This is a genomic window from Aestuariivita sp. (genome assembly GCF_049276915.1).
Taxonomy (GTDB): domain Bacteria; phylum Pseudomonadota; class Alphaproteobacteria; order Rhodobacterales; family Rhodobacteraceae; genus Aestuariivita.
The window spans coordinates 1-16021 of sequence record NZ_JBASXK010000089.1 but is presented as its reverse complement, the minus strand read 5'-3'; the positions used below and the strand labels follow the sequence as shown (position 1 = coordinate 16021).

Genomic DNA, 16021 nt, shown 5'->3' with positions numbered 1-16021 from the left:
GCCTGTCGCGGGGAAAAGCCCCTGCCGTTCTTCTTGCCGAAAATACGGAACACACCCTCTGAGCCCAGGAAGAACGTTTCCCAATCAGGCGCGATCGTGGAAAAAGTCATAGATCTTTTCCGCCAGTGCTTCGGACACGCCATCCACCGCCTTGAGATCGGCCAGATTGGCACGCGCCACGGCTTTGGCGCTGCCGAAATGAGCCAGCAAGGCGCGTTTGCGCGCAGCACCAACGCCCGCGATCTCATCCAGCGGCGTGGCACCGATCGCCTTGCTGCGTTTGGCCCGGTGGGTGCCAATGGCAAAGCGATGCGCCTCATCGCGCAGGCGCTGTACGAAATAAAGCACCGGATCATTGTGGCGCAATGCAAAGGGACGCTGGCCGATGCGGTGGAACTCTTCCTTGCCCGCATCGCGGTCCACGCCTTTTGCCACCCCCACCATGGGGATGTCCTGAACGCCGTGTTCGGCCATGATCTGGGCCACCGCACTGACCTGCCCGGCACCGCCGTCGATCAGCAACAGATCCGGCCACATGCCTTTCTGTCGGTCCGGATCCTCTTTGGTGAGGCGCGAAAAGCGGCGGTTCAGCACCTCTTTCATCATGCCGAAATCATCGCCGGGGGTCAGATCATCACCGCGGATGTTGAACTTGCGATAGCTGTTTTTCACAAAGCCTTCCGGCCCCGCCACGATCATGGCACCCACCGCATTGCTGCCCTGGATATGCGAGTTGTCATAGACTTCGATCCGGCGCGGAGGACCATCCAGCGCGAATGCTTCTGCCAGCCCCTTGAGCAGTTTGCCCTGCGTCGCGGTTTCGGCCATCTTGCGTGCCAGGCTTTCGCGGGCATTGCGCAGCGCGCCGTCCACCAGTTCGGCCTTTTCCCCGCGTTGCGGCACCAGCAATTCGACCTTGCGGCCCAGTTTCTGGCTCAGCGCATCTGCCATCAGATCGGGATTTTCGATCTCATGGCTGAGAAGCAACTGGCGAGGCGGATCCTTGCTGTCATAGAACTGGCCCAGAAAGGCCTCAAGCACCTCACCCTCGTCGATATCGGCCCCTACCCGGGGATAGAAGTCACGGTTGCCCCAGTTCTGATTGGCGCGGATGAAAAACACCTGCACGCAGGCCTGTCCGTTCTCCAGATGCAACGCGATCACATCGGCCTCCGAGACTCCGCGCGGGTTGATGCCCTGGGCCGTCTGCACCTGGGTCAATGCCCGGATCCGGTCGCGCAGGGCAGCGGCGCGTTCAAACTCCATGTCATCCGAGGCCTGCTGCATCTGAGCGGCCAGCTCTTCCTGAACCCGGGTCGAGCGTCCGGACAGGAACTGTTCGGCGTCCCTGACGCTTTTGGCATAATCCTCGGGGCTGATGTGATCGACGCAGGGGCCTGAGCAGCGCTTGATCTGATAAAGCAGGCAGGGCCGTGTGCGGCTTTCGAACATCGCATCGGTGCAGTTGCGCAGCAGGAACACCCGTTGCAACTGGTTCAGCGTGCGGTTCACCGCACCGGCGCTGGCGAAGGGGCCAAAATAGGTGCCCTTTTCCTTCTTGGCACCGCGGTGCTTCTTGATCTGGGGATAGGTGTGATCCTTGGCCACCAGAATATTGGGAAAGCTTTTGTCGTCGCGCAGCAGCACGTTGTACTTCGGCTTGAGCTGCTTGATCAGGTTCTGTTCCAGCAGCAAGGCTTCGGTTTCCGTCCGGGTCGTCAGAAACATCATCGACGCGGTTTCCCGGATCATCCGGGCGATACGGGGGGAATGACCTGCGGGGCGGGCATAGTTCGACACCCGCGCGCGCAGGTTGCGGGCCTTGCCGACATAGAGAACGCGGCTCTGCTCATCCAGCATCCGGTATACGCCCGGCGAGTTATCCAATGTCTTGAGATAGCCCTGTATGCAGGCATGGCCCGTCACATCCGGGCTGCGTAGATCTGACGCGGGTGAGGAATCCGTCGGGCTCATGGAACACACATATGATTCTCTGCCAGGGGCTGCAATCTTGAGCCATCGGATTCAAGGACTAAGGCGTCCACGGATCCTGTGGATAAATCTGATGATATGTTTTGCAAAGTAGGAATTTTCTGTTGAATTTCGGGCGTTTCCCCGTTTTGCACAATTTTTGGGCGTAATATTAAGGTATTGAAATTATTTGATTTTTTAATGCTGCGTGAGCAAATGACTGAAAACATTAACTTTTTTGTAACGGTTCGGTAACACAGATGAACGCGGTGCAAAACTCAGCGGCTCGACACCGGTTTAGAGGTTACTCCACACCCTGAACGTCCGGGGTTTGCCAGGCCAGATGCTGGCCCCCATCCACGCAAAGCAGCTGGCCAGTAACCGCGCGCGCATCCAGAAAATATCCCAGAGCGGCGCAGATGCCCTCCGGGTCGGCACCGCGCTCCAGCACCGTGCCTGCGCGTTGCGCCGCAAAATGTTCGGGGCTTTGGCGCACGCCCTGCATGGTCGGGCCCGGACCGATGGCATTGACCCGCACCGCGGGTGCCAGCGCCTGCGCCGTGGTTTGCGTCATCGCCCAGAGGCCCATCTTGGCGATCGTATAGGTCATGAACTCGGGCGTGAGCTTGCGGACGCGCTGATCGATCATGTTGATGATCAGCCCTGTGGCCTGCGGCTCGCCGTTCTCATCTGTCGCCGCACTCAGCCCCTGTGCCCCCATGGCCTGAGTCAACACGAAGGGCGCGCGCAGGTTGCTCTCCAGATGCCGGTCCCAGCTCTCGCGCGTTGCCAGCGCCAGGCTGTCATACTCAAAGATGGATGCATTGTTGATCAGGCAGGTGATCGGCCCGCCCAATGCGGCGGCTGCCGATGGCAGCAGCGCCTGAACCTCCTCCTCGACCAGCAGGTCGGCCTGCAGGGTCACGGCATTGCGCCCCATGGCGACAATCTCGGAGGCGACCTCCTCGGCGGCCTGCGCCGAGGTGGCATAATGGATTGCCACATCATGGCCGCGCCCCGCCAGATACAGTGCCATGGCACGCCCAAGACGCTTGCCCGCTCCTGTCACCAATGCCTGTGTCATCTGTTCGCCCTGCCTAGGTCAGTACCACAGCAAGGTAGACCAGATAGGCTGCCGTCAAGGCCACACCCCAACCGCGCGTGATATCCATCTTCATGAAGACGAAGGGGATCAGCACCAGCGAGGCCGCCAGCATCACCCAGAGATCAAACGCAAGGAAGGCCGGGTCTACCGGGATCGGCCCGATCAACGTGGTCAGGCCGATGATGGCCAGCAGGTTGAACATGTTCGACCCGATGACATTGCCCAGCGCCACATCCGCCTGTTTGCGGATCGCAGCCATCACGGTTGTGGCCAGCTCGGGCAACGAGGTGCCGATCGCCACCAGCGTCAGGCCGATCACCGTATCGCTGACACCATAGGTCTTGGCGATGATCGTGGCATTGACCACCAGCAGATCAGCCCCCAGCGGCAGCCCGATCAGACCAAGGACCAGGAACAAAGCGATGCGCCAGCCCGGCATCTCGGGGTCTGCCCCTTCAAGATCGTCAAGCTCGTCCCCGGCGGTTTCACCGGCGTTTTGATGACTGCGGGCATCGCGAAAGGCGTCAAACAGAATAAAGGCCAGAGCCGCCAGAAGGATTGCTCCAGTGGCCATGGTGAACGTGCCGGTGAAGGCCAGCGCAATGAACAGCACGGATGCGGCGATCATGAAAACATAGGTTTTCCGGGTATTGCATTGGCTGGTGTGCAGCGGCGCAAGCAACGCCGGGATACCTAGCACCATCAGGATATTGGCCGTGTTCGAACCCACGACATTGCCCAGCGCGATACCCGGCGCACCATCCAGAACGGCACTGATGCTGATCAGAAGCTCAGGCGCCGAGGTACCGAATGCCACGATGGTCAGGCTGACGATCAGCGCAGGCACACCCAGACGCAGGCTCAGGTTCACCGCGCCGCGCACCAGCGAATCCCCGGCCAGAAGCAGAATAACCAGCCCAAGCGCCGACAAGAGCCATGGGATCATGTGTCTTTCCCTCCGGCACCGCAGGCACAGGGGCCCTTGCCGATACGATAGCGCCCGCAGGACCGGCACTTGGCCGACTTCAGCCGTTGGGTTCCCGGGATACGCAGCTTGCCGAACATCGCAAGCACCGCCATGAAGACCAGGAAAAGAGAGACGATCTTCAATATCACGTCACAGGCCAAAACGCGCGAATTCAGCACGCTCCTCAATGCCCGTCAGCGCATCCTGCACAAGTTGTACGCCAAAGCGCTGAAACAGCGGACGGCGAATCCCATAGCGGCGAAAGCTTACTTTTTCGCCAAAGATTTCCTGCATCTTGGGTCGGATATGCGCGACCCCGTCGATCAGGCCCAGTTGCGTGGCCCGCCGGGCCAGCCAGATTTCACCGGTGAACAGATCCTGATCCTCGGGCAGCTTGCCCTTGCGACGTTCCGAGACGTGATCCTTGAAATTCGCATGAATGTCTTCCAGTAGCTCCTTGAGCCGCGCGACATCCTCTTCCTGTTCCGGGCGGAACGGGTCAAGCATGGATTTGGACTTCCCCGCGGTATAGACGCGCCTCTCGATCCCGTATCGGGCCAGGAACTCATGGGCTCCGAAACCCGCCGAGATAACCCCGATCGAGCCCACGACCGAGCTTTCGTCAGCCCAGATTTCATCCGCTGCCGCCGCCAGCCAATACCCGCCCGAGGCCGCCACGTCTTCGACAAAGGCATAGACCTTGGTGTCGGTCTCTTCCGCCAACCTGCGGATGCGCGCACCAATCAGCGAGGATTGCACGGGTGAGCCACCCGGCGAATTGATCTCAAGGGCCACGGCGTCCGGTTTGCCCTTGCGAAAGGCTTTTTCCAGGATCGGGCCGATGGTGGCATCGCTCAGCGAGCCGCGTCCAGCCATGCCAATGGCACCGGACAGGCGCACGACGGCCACGCGCGGGTTTGATTTGATGAAGGGAAGCCAACGTTTCATTGCTCCCATGTAGATCGCACCGAGGGGCGAAACAAGGCGGCGCGCTCAGTTCCTTCGAGGTCACCGCGGGATCGTGTGAGGGCTTTGGCAAATCTGCAACGCTGCGCGGGGACCACGCCTGCTCTGCCAGCACGGATGCCACGCGAGGTAGCGCTCGGCTCAGGCCAGCCGAGCATGCGCCCGGCCCTCACGCAAACCCATCAGCGCACTGCCATGAGACCGGGACCGGGGCAGTGCGCCGCGCCACCCGCCCGGTCTGGCAAAGGATCACGCCTTGCCGGTCAGGCGTTTGAACCAGCCCTTTTTCAGGGCCTCGTCCTCGACCTCGGCAGTTTCCGCAGGACCTTCCAGCCCTTCCTGCAGATTGGCAAAGAACTGATCCGCCATCTTCTTGGAAAACCCGTCGATGATCCGGCTGCCCAGCTGCGCCAGCTTGCCGCCAACCTTGGCTTCGACATCATAGCTCAGCATCGTCAGCTCCGGTCCCAGCTCTTCCAGAGTGACAACGGCACCACCCTTGGCAAACCCGGCCGCACCGCCCTTGCCTTCGCCGGTAATGGTGATCTTTTCGTTCTGAACGATTTCGGACATCTGCACATGGCCCTTGAAGGTGGCTTTGACCGGCCCGACCTTCTGCGTCACGACCGCTTCATATCCGTCCTCCACATTTCCCTCCACGCTGTCAGCGCCGGGAATGCAGTCTTTCAGAACCTCGGGATCAAGGATCGCCGCAAACACCACGTCACGCGCGGCTTTGATCTCGCGCTGGTCCTGCATCTTCATGGGGTCGTCCTCCTTCGTGCGTTCGCCCTTTCCTACTGCACAGATGCGCAATGTCCAAGCCTGTCGCAAACAGACGCGACCCACAAGGACGCACAGGGGCAATCAAGAAGGTGAGTGTTCCAGAAGGGGTCCCAATGACATCGCCCAAACCAACCGCCTCGGCATGGGGAATAGCCTTCATCCTTGGTGGCATGTGTGCAATTTCGATCAACGATGTGCTGATGAAACAGCTTTCTGGAGATTATCCGTTGCATCAGATGGTCTTTGTGCGCTCGGGCATCGGGATCGTGTTCAGCCTGATGCTGGTGCAGATGGAAGGCGGATGGCAGATTCTCAGGACGCACCAGCCCGGGCTGCATGTGTTGCGCTGCCTGTTGCTGGTGATCTCGAACATGACCTATTTCACCGCCCTGGCGGTCCTGCCGCTTGCGGATTCAACGGCCCTGTTCTTCGTGGCCCCTCTCTTCATCACGCTGCTGTCGATACCGATACTGGGGGAAAAGGTCGGCCCCCTGCGCCTTGCCGCCGTGGCCGTGGGCTTTGCCGGGGTGGTCATCATGCAGCGCCCCTGGGTCAGCACCGCCGCGCTGGACGTGCACCGGATCGTGCTTTTGCTGCCCGTTCTGGCGGCCCTGACCTATGCGCTCAACCAGTTGATGACGCGCAGACTGGGCATTTCAAGCAAGGCCAGCGCGCTGTCGGTCTATGTGCAACTGATGTTCCTGGCCGTCTCGGCGATGTTCTGGCTGGTGGCCGGAGACGGGCGACATGCCGTCGGGGTCGAAAACCAAAGCCTGATCTTTCTGTTGCGCGCCTGGGTCTGGCCTGCCGAGGGCGACTGGATCTTCTTCATCGGGCTGGGGGTGAACTCGGCCATCGTCGGCTATTGTCTCAGCCAGGCCTATCGGCTGAGCGATGCGGCGACCGTGGCCCCGTTCGAATATATCGGCCTGCCGCTGGCGGTTTTCTGGGGCTGGGCGATATTCAACAGCCTGCCCGATCTCGAAGTCTGGCTGGGCATGGCGCTGATCATCGGCTCGGGGCTGTTCGTGTTCCTGCGCGAACAACAAAAAGCCCGCCGTGTGGCGCGCGGCATGATCGACCGCAGGGACTGACGCGCGCGCAAAAGAAAACGCCCCGCCGTCACCGGCCGAGCGTTCCCGTCTTCAAGCGCCGTGAATTCAGCCGATGATCGCGTTCAGCGTGGCCGAGGGGCGCATCACCGCAGCGACCTTGGCCTTGTCGGCATGGTAATAGCCCCCAAGATCCGCAGGCCCACCGCGCACGGCCGCCAGTTCGCTCACGATCGCGCCTTCTGCATCCGCCAAAGCCTTGGCCATCGGCGCAAAATAGGCCGCAAGTTCGCCATCTTCGGTTTGCGCCGCCAGCGCTTCGGCCCAATAGCGCGCGAACCAGTAATGGCTGTCGCGATTGTCCGGCTGGCCCAGCTTGCGCCCGGGTGAACGGTTGTGATCCAGAACCCCTTGCGTGGCCGCCTCGACGGCGTCTCCCAGAACCCGCGCCTTGGCATTGTCCCGCACATCGGCCAGGAACTTGAAGCTTTCACCCAGGGCGCAGAATTCGCCCAATGAATCCCAGCGCAGGTGGTTTTCCTCCATCAACTGCTGAACATGCTTGGGGGCCGAACCGCCCGCGCCGGTCTCAAACAGCCCGCCGCCCTGCATCAGCTTTACGATCGAGAGCATCTTGGCCGATGTCGCGAGCTCAAGGATCGGGAACAGGTCGGTCAGGTAATCCCGCAACACGTTGCCGGTGATCGCGATGGAATTCCTGCCCGCGCGGATCGTTTCCAACGTGGCCCGCGTGGCTTCACGCGGCGCAAGGATCCTGAATTTATCCGCAAGCCCCTTGGCCTCAAGGATCGGCGTGACGTATTTGATCAGCTCGGCATCATGGGCGCGATTGGCATCCAGCCAGAAAATCGCCTCACAGCCTTCGGCGCGCTGCCGGTCGATGGCAAGGTTCACCCAATCCTCGATCGGAGCCTTGCGGGCCGACGCCGAGCGCCAGATGTCACCCGCCTGAACCGCATGCTCATGCAGCACCGTGCCATCCTCCAGCACCATGCGCACGACGCCGTCAGCCGGGATCTCGAAAGTGGTGGGGTGCGAGCCGTATTCTTCGGCCTTTTGCGCCATCAGACCGATGTTCTGCACCGTACCCGACGTGGCCGGATCCAGCTTGCCGGTCTCTTTGAAATACCTGATCGTCTCGTCATAGACCGGCGCGTAAGAATTGTCCGGGATGACGCAGACGGCATCATGTTCCTTGCCATCCGGACCCCAGCCCTTGCCGCCCGCGCGGATCAAAGCGGGCATGGAGGCGTCGATGATCACATCGGACGGCACATGCAGGTTGGTCAGGCCGCGATCGGAATCCACCATATAAAGAGGCGGGCGATCCGCGATCACCGCTTCGATCGCCGCCACGATATTGGGCTGATCCTTGACCCGCGCCATCAGATCGCCAAGGCCCGAATTCGGGTTCACGCCCAGCGCGGCCATCTCATCGCCATAGGTCTCAAAGACCGGAGCAAGAAACACCTTTACCGCATGCCCGAAGATGATCGGATCCGAGACCTTCATCATCGTGGCCTTCAGATGCAGCGAGAACATAACGCCCTCTGCCTTGGTCCTGGCGATCTCATCGGCCAGGAACGCATCCAGCGCATGGGCCGACATGAACGTCGCATCGACCACGGTGCCGGCAGGATAGCTGACCGCATCCTTCAGCACCGTCTCTCTGCCATCCGCGCCGATATGCACGATCTTGGCCGTGGCCGGCGCACTCAGCGTGGCCGAGGTCTCGTTGGAAAAGAAATCCCCTCCCGACATCGCGGCGACCCGGGTCTTGCTGTGCGCGCTCCAGTCTCCCATGCGATGCGGATTGGCCTGTGCAAAGGCCTTGACCGCCTTGGCTGCGCGCCGATCCGAATTGCCCTCGCGCAAAACCGGGTTCACCGCCGAGCCCTTGATCCCGTCATAGCGCGCGCGCACCTCTTTCTCGGCCTGCGTGCCTGGTGTTTCGGGATAATCGGGGATGGCATAGCCCTGCCCCTGCAACTCCTTGATCGCCGCGACCAGCTGCGGAACCGAGGCCGAGATATTCGGTAGCTTGATCACATTGGCCTCGGGCGTTTTCACCAACTCGCCCAGCCAGGCCAGATCGTCGCTTTGCCGTTGCGCTTCGCTCAGATGGTCCGGGAACGTCGCCAGAATGCGGCCCGCCAGCGAGATGTCGCGGGTGCCGACACTGACCCCCGCCGCATCCGCAAACCGCTGGATGATGGGCAGCAAAGAGGCCGAGGCCAGCTCGGGTGCTTCGTCGACTGTTGTATAGATGATATCGGGTGTATTTTTTTCGGTCATGATTCCCACGCCTTGCCTGGTAATTTCGGCATGCAATAGTATACCATAATCGGATCGTCCACCTCACAATCGCATGAGGGGTGGGGCGTGGTGACGCGCCAAAGCCCTTTTTCACAAAGCCATGCGCGATGCCGATCGGCCAAAACCCGCCTATGGCACATGACAACCATCGGCAAACCGCAAGGCCGGTCTTACGTCATGCTCTGGAATGCAACACTAGTGAAAGACCCCCACAATGACATCTCGCCCGATCACCCTGACCGTTCTGGCCTGCGCGGCCTCCCTCTGGAGCGCCACGGCCCATGCCACCGCAGATGGTCCCGATCACTATCAGGTCACCGGCGTGCAAAGCGATGATGTCCTCAACATCCGCGCGACACCAGCAGCCGATGGGGCGCTGATTGGCACAATTCCGGCAGGCACGAACGGGGTCATGGCATTTGGCTGCATCGGAGGCCTGAGCCTGCAAGACTGGCAGGACGCCTCGGAAACCGAGCGCGCGGCCGCCAGCAAGACCCGCTGGTGCATCGTCGGGCATGACCGCACCATCGGCTGGGCGGCGGGCTGGTTCCTGAGCGAAGGCAGCGGCCCGGATACGCTGAACGCGGGCGGACGTCTGTCGGATCTGGCGGGTTCGGAATGGCTGCTGCGCGATCTTAGCGGCACCCCGGCAGGCGCCGAGGCCTGGATTGGCTTCAAATCCGATGGAACCGCTGCGGGAAACAGCGGCTGCAACATGTTCAACGGCCGCTATGACACCGTCTCGGACGGGCCGATCATGGGGCCAGTCGCCATGACGCGGCGGGTCTGCATGGGCAGCGAAGGTGAAACCGAACAGGGCTTCATGCAGGCCCTCGCCGCTGCCGACCGTATCGTGGCCACGCATCTGCTGCTTGCGCTGTTTGATGCCGATAACCGGCTGGTTGCAACACTGACCCGGCGCGATGCCGACTGACCTGCCCGCCGCAAGCTGACGGTGCCGCGCAGGTATTTTCATGGACCCGCGCATCAAGATGCAGCGTCCAATTGCCTGTCGTCTTGCGCGATGCAGCGACATCTTCCGGGGCCATCACTGCAGTGCCCTTGATCATGCAAACAGAGATCCGCGCGCCTGGTTCAAATCCTGCCGACCTCCCAAAAGACTTGATCGAAGGCCAAAATCGAAGCAGGCTCGGCCTGCTGGCGCTCTCCATGGGCAGCGTGGGTGAAAGCAATACACCCGCTGTATTGAGCACTCATGGCTCGGATTACTTGATGTCTCAAGCCAGAGACTTCTGTTTGTAGGGCTGGGTTCCCAGCGCAGCCTATATTTGACAAATAGGATTCTTCTATGGCCGAAAAAATCTGCACATTCGAATATTCCGATAAAGTTACACCGAAGAAAACAAGTTTTCTATCAAGTGAACCGCTTGAGATAAGCATCAAGATTGACTACGCGCTTGACCAAAGCGACGTTGCGAACAAAAGCAAAGTTGAAAAGTTTTTTGTAGAAGAAACCAAGAAACGAATTTCAAAGCAACTGTCCCATCTCAATTCATGGATCTTGGATAAATCCAAACTGGTTGAAAAGCTGAACAAGGAAGCTGAAAAGGCGGAAAAAGTTCTTGCAAGCGGGAAAGTCAGCAAAACGGATGCCAATGCGTTCAAGGCAGCCTACCTGGAAGTCGTGAAACTTCAGAAGGATGTCGAAAATCTCAAGTCTGATTACCAGACCATCGTCAACAACTGGGCAAGCGGGCTTGAACAACAGGCGCTGATCGCGCTCGAGCAAGCGCTCAAGAAGGGGCGCGTAGCGGCATTCAACGCGAAAAAGGCCAAGTTGAGAAAAACCACGGCGCTCAGAGCCGTCTTGGTCATCGGCGGCATATCACTTGGCGTTGCGGCGCTCATATTGAGCGGTGGTGCCTTGGCCCCCGCATTTCTTGGCCTGGCAATCGCTGGCGTGGCGATTTCAGGCACGGCGAGCCTCGTCTCCCTGGGTAAGGGATGCAAGGAGGTTTATGATACCGAGACCCGGCTGCTCAAGCAGGTTGAAAGTGACCTGAAGGAACTTCAGTCCGTTCTGGATAAAGCGAACAGCAGCCGTGGGAAAATGGGTGGCCACCTCTCGGACATGAACAATCTTGTCAAAATGAAAGAGGACAAGATCGCAAAACTTTTGGTCGACATAAACAAGAAATCCGCAGAACTCACCAGCTATGAGGCGGAACAGACAAAACTCATGGCCGAGCTTGCCAAATCCGCAAGCAACAAGTCCGCGTTGAAGAAACACGCGGCAAACTCCAAGATCGTCGATACGTTGAAAAAAGACATCGCCACGGCAAGGAAGAAGGTGTCGAAAGTCAAAAGCGGGATGGCACAATCCAAAGAGCTTGAGAGAAGCTTGAAGGACATTGGCGTGAAACTGGGGGATGTCGCAGGTCTTCAGCCCAAAAGCCTTTCGGCACAGACGAAACAGCTTTTGTCCACAAGCGAAGGCTGGCTGCAGATAGCAGACACTGTCGGTGCCTTCACGGGCGGAGCTAGCGGCCTGGGTTAGGCGCGACGAGAGTGGTGTCAGTCCCATTCGAACCAGTTTCGGTTTGCAGTCAAATGCCGAGCGTTATGTCGAACAAAGCTGGCACCACTCTCAGAGCGGACACCGGGTCCCGACCCAAGCAAGCTATCGATCTGTCCAAGCTGCGCAGTCGGGCCCTATAGACCAAGCTCACTCAGACGCTGCCGTTGCCGGGCGGCAAGAACGTCGATTTCCGCACGGGCCAGAGCCGACAAACCCGCACCCGGTTTGCGCAGGGTGGGATGCGCGATGACGCCCTGTTGCGCCAGAGAATACTTGCGGATGGCCAGCCCCATGCCGGGCTGCGCCTCATAGCGGATCATGGGCATATAGGCGTCGAAGATATCCCTTGCCCGCTCGATGTCACCGGCCAGAAAGGCAGTCAGAACCTGACGCATCATTTCAGGGTATCCAAACCCCGTCATCGCACCATCTGCCCCACGAAGCATTTCTTCCAGCAGATACATCCCACCATTGCCGCACAGGATGGATATCCGACGTGATCCGGCATCGGACGCCTTGCGCAGTTCGGTGATTTTTTCCAGACCGGGCCAGTCTTCGTGTTTGAGCATCACGCAGGTCGGGCAGTCCTCGACGATCTTCAGCGCAACCGAGGCCGAGATTTGCACGCCGGTCGCCAGCGGAAAATCCTGCAGCACGAAAGGAATGCTGCCCAGCGCATCCGCCGTGTTGTGGAAATAGCTGATGATCTGCGCGTCAGTGCGCAATCCCATCGGCGGTGCAACCATGACGCCCATGGCTCCGGCGTCCATTGCCTCGTTGCTCAGGGCGGTCATTGCCGAAAACCCGGCGGCGGACACGCCCACGATCACGGGCACCGTGCAACGTGACGTGACGCGCCGCACGACCGAAACGGATTCCGCGGCCGACAGCTTTCCTGCCTCGCCCATCATGCCGAGAATGGTCAGCCCGTTCGCGCCCTTTTCGACATAGGCGTCGATCATGCGATCGATGCTGTCGAAATCCAGCGCCCCATCCGGCAGAAACGGAGTGGCAGCTATCGTGAAGACGCCATTGGTGGTTTCATCAAGCATGATCGGATCTTTTCACTTTGTGAGACAACTTCAGCCGGATCTGCCCCAATGCCATGCTTGCAGCGGCCTGAGTGGGTTCAACAACCGGCAGGCCTGTTGCCTCCTGCAGCGGTTCACGATAGCGCGCCATGCCGGCGCAGCCCATGATCAGGACGTTGGCACCGTCTTCGTCGCGCAACCGTTTTCCGGTCGCGATCATGGCATCCAGGCTCCTGGTGTCATCCGCCAGATCCGCCACGCCCAGCCCCAGCGGGCGATCTCCTGCCAACCGGTCCAGCACCCCCATGGCACCAAAGGCGCGCAAATGGCGCGGAACCGAAGAGGGAAGAATGGCGATCACTCCGAATTTATGGCCCAGACTCAGCGCGGTCATGACCGAAGCCTCCTGGATTCCGACCACCGGATGGCTTGTCTGATCGCGCAACGCGTGCAGCCCTGGATCACCGAAACAGGCGATCACATACCCCGCTGCGTCGCTCTGAGCCGCCGCCATCGCCAGCATGGGAGCAATGGTCAGATCGGCCTGGCGCTGGCTTTCGATGCCAGCAGGCCCTTCGGCCAGCGTGAGACAGCGGATCGGAATGCCAAAACTGCGCAGCGGTTCGACCGCCCTGTCGATGCCGTCCGTCACCGTTTGGGAAGAGTTCGGATTGATCACGATCAATGTGGTCATGCGCCGGGCCTTATCGCGGATTGGATCTCGATCTGATAGCCTTCCGGATCATTGAAAACAAAGGCGCGGATGCCGATCTCGTCGTTCAAGAACAGATCTGACAGGTTATCCAGCTTGCTGTCCTGGGCATAGGCATACCAGTCATCTACATCAGGCACGCGGATACAAAGCTGCACCGGTTTGACCGCGGCCCATTTGTTCATGCCCCTTGTTTCGTCCACCAAACCGACATGTGCACCGGGACAGATCCGATAGATCTTGCACCAGCCCTGATCGATCGCGAGGGGCAATCCCAGCACGTTTTCGTAGAACTGCATCGCTGCGGGCAGATCGCGATAGTAAAAGAACGTGATCGCCAGTTGGTTGGATGTCTCGGGTCTGTTCATGCTGTCTCCGCCCGGTCGGCACCTGCGTTGGGTCTGGTCGCCAGAACCGGCCGTTCGATCCAACGCCCGCTCCCGGCGGTGCCAAGAAACGCCCCCTCCTGCAAAAGCGGCCGCCCCCTGAGCATGACAAGCTCCGGCCAACCCGTCACGCTATACCCGTCCCAGGGGTTGTAGCCGACATTGTCATGCAGATCGTTGGCCCCGTATGTCACTGTTTTCTCGCTGTCCCAGATCACGATATCCGCGTCCAAGCCTTCGGCAAGGGCACCTTTGCCTTTCAACCCGTACAGCCTCGCAGGCGCGTGTGAGGTCAACTCGGCAAAGGCTTCGGGCCCGCCCCGCCCCTGCGTGACCATCGCGTCAAACAGCAAGGGCAGTCGGGTTTCCAGCCCCGGCAATCCGTTGGCAATCTCATGAAAGCCAGGGGTCGGACCGGCCGCAAGCTTGCCGGTTTCATCAAAGCGATAAGGCGCATGATCCGATGAGACCAGGCTGAGCGTTCCATCCAGCAGCGCAGCCCACAAAGCCGCCTGATCCGCCCGAGTGCGTTGCGGCGGCGAACACATCCACTTGGCCCCCTCAAGCCCGGGCTTGTCGAGCACGTCTTGCGTCATGAACAGGTAGTGCGGACAGGTCTCGGCCCAGACCGGAGCGCCGCGCGCCTTTGCCGCCGCGATCGCCGCCGCACCTTCGGATGTCGAGATATGGAACACCATCACCGGTTGGTCGAGATACTCGGCAAATCGGCAAATGCGTTCCACCGCTTCGATTTCCGCCATTCTGGGCCGGGACCGGGCATGATCCCGCGGCGTCACATGGCCAGCCCTGATCAGCGCGTCTTTGGCCTGTGCAATGATCGCGTCGTTTTCCGCGTGAACACACACCAGCGCACCCGCCTGCCGGGCCTGCTTGAAAATCTGCAGCAACTGGGCATCGTTAAGCTGAATATTGTATGTGGTGAACACCTTGAGTGATCTGTGGCCCGCACCGATCAGCGCGGCAAGATCGTCCTCAAAACCTGCGACCCCGGTATCGGTCAGCGTGATATGGAAGGCATAGTCGATCATGGCCCCCCGCGCAGCCCGCGCGGCATAGTCGCCAACCGTATCGGAAAGAGACTGTCCGCCGGCCTGAGCGGCAAAGGAGATCACGCTTGTCGTGCCGCCCATGGCAGCGGATTTGGTGGCGGTCTCGAACGTGTCGGCATTCCACTGGCCCATACCGGACATCTGTTCAATATGGGCATGCGGATCAATACCGCCGGGCATCACCCACTTGCCATTGGCATCAATACGCGTTCTGGCGTCACCGACCGGTGTCGCGACCGACACGATCTTGCCATCGGCAACCGCAAGATCGCCCTGGACGATGCCGTCGGGCGTCACCATCCTGGCGTTTTGAATGACCAGATCTATTCCGGGGCACATGAATGCTGCCTATCTTCAACAGTTGCCACTTGGCACAGCATGCGCCTATTCACCGGTTCTGCAATGACAAACGCGCCCTGCTCTCCCAGCGACTGCCCGGTGATGCGACAGGTTCCGCCATGGCCCAGGCTGCTCTCTTGGCGCGCGGATCAGATTGACGTCGCGCGCGCCTTGGAAATTTTCGAGGATCGGGCTTTTGGTGCTGTGCGAAGCAACAAACCGCCTAGCGGTGCAAAGCGCCAAACTGGTCCCAGGCGTCAAGCGCCTGCGCCGCATACATCAACGAGGGCCCACCTCCCATATAGATCGCAACGCCCAGCATTTCTTCGAACTCCTGGCGCGTGGCCCCAAGCCGTATCAGGCTCTTTGTATGAAATCCGATACACCCGTCGCAGCGCAGGGCAATCGCGATGCCCATCGCAACAAGTTCCTTCATCTTTTCATCCAAAGCGCCATCTGCCGTTGCCCCCTGCGCCATCGCAGAAAAGCCTTTCATCGTATCGGGGATGTTCTTTCTCAACTGACCGACTTGCCTTGCGATTCCATCCGTCAGCTTCGGGTATGATGTCGTGCTCAACTTTGACTTCCTTCATTGATATCATCGACCCGCCTTAGCATCGCGCGACGCGGATGCTTTTGAGCTAGGTCAAGAACCTGTCATTCGTTTCACCCCGGCACATGATCGCTGCGCGGATTTTGCAGATAGTCGCGGATCGACTGTCAGACCCACCAGGGCGAACCGTTGGACCGATGGTGCCGC

15 protein-coding genes are annotated in these 16021 nt (G+C 60.0%); 3 read left to right on the top strand and 12 right to left on the bottom strand.

The annotated features are described in order from the left end of the window. Positions 1 to 84 precede the first annotated feature (84 nt). The 6 genes from uvrC to WAO69_RS09205 all read right to left on the bottom strand — a co-directional run bounded on the left by uvrC (position 85) and on the right by WAO69_RS09205 (position 5774). Complete coding sequence (gene uvrC / locus WAO69_RS09230) at positions 85 to 1974, bottom strand: excinuclease ABC subunit UvrC (protein ID WP_422178286.1); 1890 nt, start codon at positions 1972 to 1974, stop codon at positions 85 to 87. Positions 1975 to 2275: 301 nt separating this feature from the next. Continuing rightward, complete coding sequence (locus tag WAO69_RS09225) at positions 2276 to 3055, bottom strand: SDR family oxidoreductase (protein ID WP_422178284.1); 780 nt, start codon at positions 3053 to 3055, stop codon at positions 2276 to 2278. 13 nt (positions 3056 to 3068) lie between these two features. After that, positions 3069 to 4022 (bottom strand): calcium/sodium antiporter, encoded by a 954-nt coding sequence (locus WAO69_RS09220; protein ID WP_422178282.1) that lies wholly within the window; start codon positions 4020 to 4022, stop codon positions 3069 to 3071. Next, positions 4019 to 4156, bottom strand: a complete 138-nt coding sequence (locus WAO69_RS09215; protein WP_422178426.1) for a hypothetical protein — start codon at positions 4154 to 4156, stop codon at positions 4019 to 4021. Before WAO69_RS09215 ends, WAO69_RS09220 begins: the two co-directional genes overlap by 4 nt. A 37-nt stretch (positions 4157 to 4193) precedes the next feature. Next, entirely contained in the window at positions 4194 to 4991 is a 798-nt protein-coding gene (locus WAO69_RS09210) for a S49 family peptidase (protein WP_422178280.1), read from the bottom strand. A gap of 267 nt (positions 4992 to 5258) precedes the next feature. Beyond that, a complete protein-coding gene (locus WAO69_RS09205) occupies positions 5259 to 5774 on the bottom strand; it encodes a CoxG family protein (protein WP_422178278.1) in 516 nt (171 codons plus the stop codon). 134 nt (positions 5775 to 5908) lie between these two features. Between WAO69_RS09205 and WAO69_RS09200 the strand changes: the two genes are divergently transcribed. Next, a complete protein-coding gene (locus WAO69_RS09200; protein ID WP_422178276.1) occupies positions 5909 to 6889 on the top strand; it encodes a DMT family transporter in 981 nt (326 codons plus the stop codon). Positions 6890 to 6955: 66 nt separating this feature from the next. Here the strand turns inward: WAO69_RS09200 and WAO69_RS09195 are convergent, their stop codons facing one another. Further along, positions 6956 to 9163 (bottom strand): NADP-dependent isocitrate dehydrogenase, encoded by a 2208-nt coding sequence (locus WAO69_RS09195; protein WP_422178274.1) that lies wholly within the window; start codon positions 9161 to 9163, stop codon positions 6956 to 6958. Positions 9164 to 9398: 235 nt separating this feature from the next. Between WAO69_RS09195 and WAO69_RS09190 the strand changes: the two genes are divergently transcribed. Then, a complete protein-coding gene (locus WAO69_RS09190) occupies positions 9399 to 10118 on the top strand; it encodes an META domain-containing protein (protein ID WP_422178272.1) in 720 nt (239 codons plus the stop codon). Positions 10119 to 10493: 375 nt separating this feature from the next. Next, positions 10494 to 11702, top strand: coding sequence for a hypothetical protein (locus WAO69_RS09185; protein WP_422178270.1), 1209 nt, complete (start codon positions 10494 to 10496; stop codon positions 11700 to 11702). 155 nt (positions 11703 to 11857) lie between these two features. Here the strand turns inward: WAO69_RS09185 and WAO69_RS09180 are convergent, their stop codons facing one another. The 5 genes from WAO69_RS09180 to WAO69_RS09160 all read right to left on the bottom strand — a co-directional run bounded on the left by WAO69_RS09180 (position 11858) and on the right by WAO69_RS09160 (position 15838). Further along, the gene (locus tag WAO69_RS09180; RefSeq protein ID WP_422178268.1) at positions 11858 to 12775 is read right to left on the bottom strand and encodes a dihydrodipicolinate synthase family protein; all 918 of its coding nucleotides are present in this window, start codon (positions 12773 to 12775) and stop codon (positions 11858 to 11860) included. Then, positions 12768 to 13448: an aspartate/glutamate racemase family protein gene (locus WAO69_RS09175; protein ID WP_422178266.1), complete on the bottom strand. Its 681-nt coding sequence runs from the start codon at positions 13446 to 13448 to the stop codon at positions 12768 to 12770. Before WAO69_RS09175 ends, WAO69_RS09180 begins: the two co-directional genes overlap by 8 nt. Further along, positions 13445 to 13834, bottom strand: coding sequence for a VOC family protein (locus WAO69_RS09170; RefSeq protein WP_422178264.1), 390 nt, complete (start codon positions 13832 to 13834; stop codon positions 13445 to 13447). Before WAO69_RS09170 ends, WAO69_RS09175 begins: the two co-directional genes overlap by 4 nt. Next, the gene (gene hydA / locus WAO69_RS09165) at positions 13831 to 15261 is read right to left on the bottom strand and encodes a dihydropyrimidinase (protein WP_422178262.1); all 1431 of its coding nucleotides are present in this window, start codon (positions 15259 to 15261) and stop codon (positions 13831 to 13833) included. The genes WAO69_RS09170 and hydA overlap by 4 nt, the downstream gene beginning before the upstream one ends. Before the next feature lie 223 nt (positions 15262 to 15484). Next, positions 15485 to 15838, bottom strand: coding sequence for a carboxymuconolactone decarboxylase family protein (locus WAO69_RS09160; protein WP_422178260.1), 354 nt, complete (start codon positions 15836 to 15838; stop codon positions 15485 to 15487). Positions 15839 to 16021: the final 183 nt, after the last annotated feature.

Coding starts and splice junctions, on each gene's coding strand:
- WAO69_RS09200 (WP_422178276.1), top strand. CDS start 5,909: ATGACATCGCCCAAACCAACCGCCTCGGCATGGGGAATAGCCTTCATC.
- WAO69_RS09225 (WP_422178284.1), bottom strand. CDS start 3,055: ATGACACAGGCATTGGTGACAGGAGCGGGCAAGCGTCTTGGGCGTGCC.
- WAO69_RS09175 (WP_422178266.1), bottom strand. CDS start 13,448: ATGACCACATTGATCGTGATCAATCCGAACTCTTCCCAAACGGTGACG.
- WAO69_RS09205 (WP_422178278.1), bottom strand. CDS start 5,774: ATGAAGATGCAGGACCAGCGCGAGATCAAAGCCGCGCGTGACGTGGTG.
- WAO69_RS09185 (WP_422178270.1), top strand. CDS start 10,494: ATGGCCGAAAAAATCTGCACATTCGAATATTCCGATAAAGTTACACCG.
- WAO69_RS09190 (WP_422178272.1), top strand. CDS start 9,399: ATGACATCTCGCCCGATCACCCTGACCGTTCTGGCCTGCGCGGCCTCC.
- WAO69_RS09180 (WP_422178268.1), bottom strand. CDS start 12,775: ATGCTTGATGAAACCACCAATGGCGTCTTCACGATAGCTGCCACTCCG.
- WAO69_RS09215 (WP_422178426.1), bottom strand. CDS start 4,156: ATGGCGGTGCTTGCGATGTTCGGCAAGCTGCGTATCCCGGGAACCCAA.
- WAO69_RS09210 (WP_422178280.1), bottom strand. CDS start 4,991: ATGAAACGTTGGCTTCCCTTCATCAAATCAAACCCGCGCGTGGCCGTC.
- hydA (WP_422178262.1), bottom strand. CDS start 15,261: ATGTGCCCCGGAATAGATCTGGTCATTCAAAACGCCAGGATGGTGACG.
- WAO69_RS09170 (WP_422178264.1), bottom strand. CDS start 13,834: ATGAACAGACCCGAGACATCCAACCAACTGGCGATCACGTTCTTTTAC.
- uvrC (WP_422178286.1), bottom strand. CDS start 1,974: ATGAGCCCGACGGATTCCTCACCCGCGTCAGATCTACGCAGCCCGGAT.
- WAO69_RS09195 (WP_422178274.1), bottom strand. CDS start 9,163: ATGACCGAAAAAAATACACCCGATATCATCTATACAACAGTCGACGAA.
- WAO69_RS09220 (WP_422178282.1), bottom strand. CDS start 4,022: ATGATCCCATGGCTCTTGTCGGCGCTTGGGCTGGTTATTCTGCTTCTG.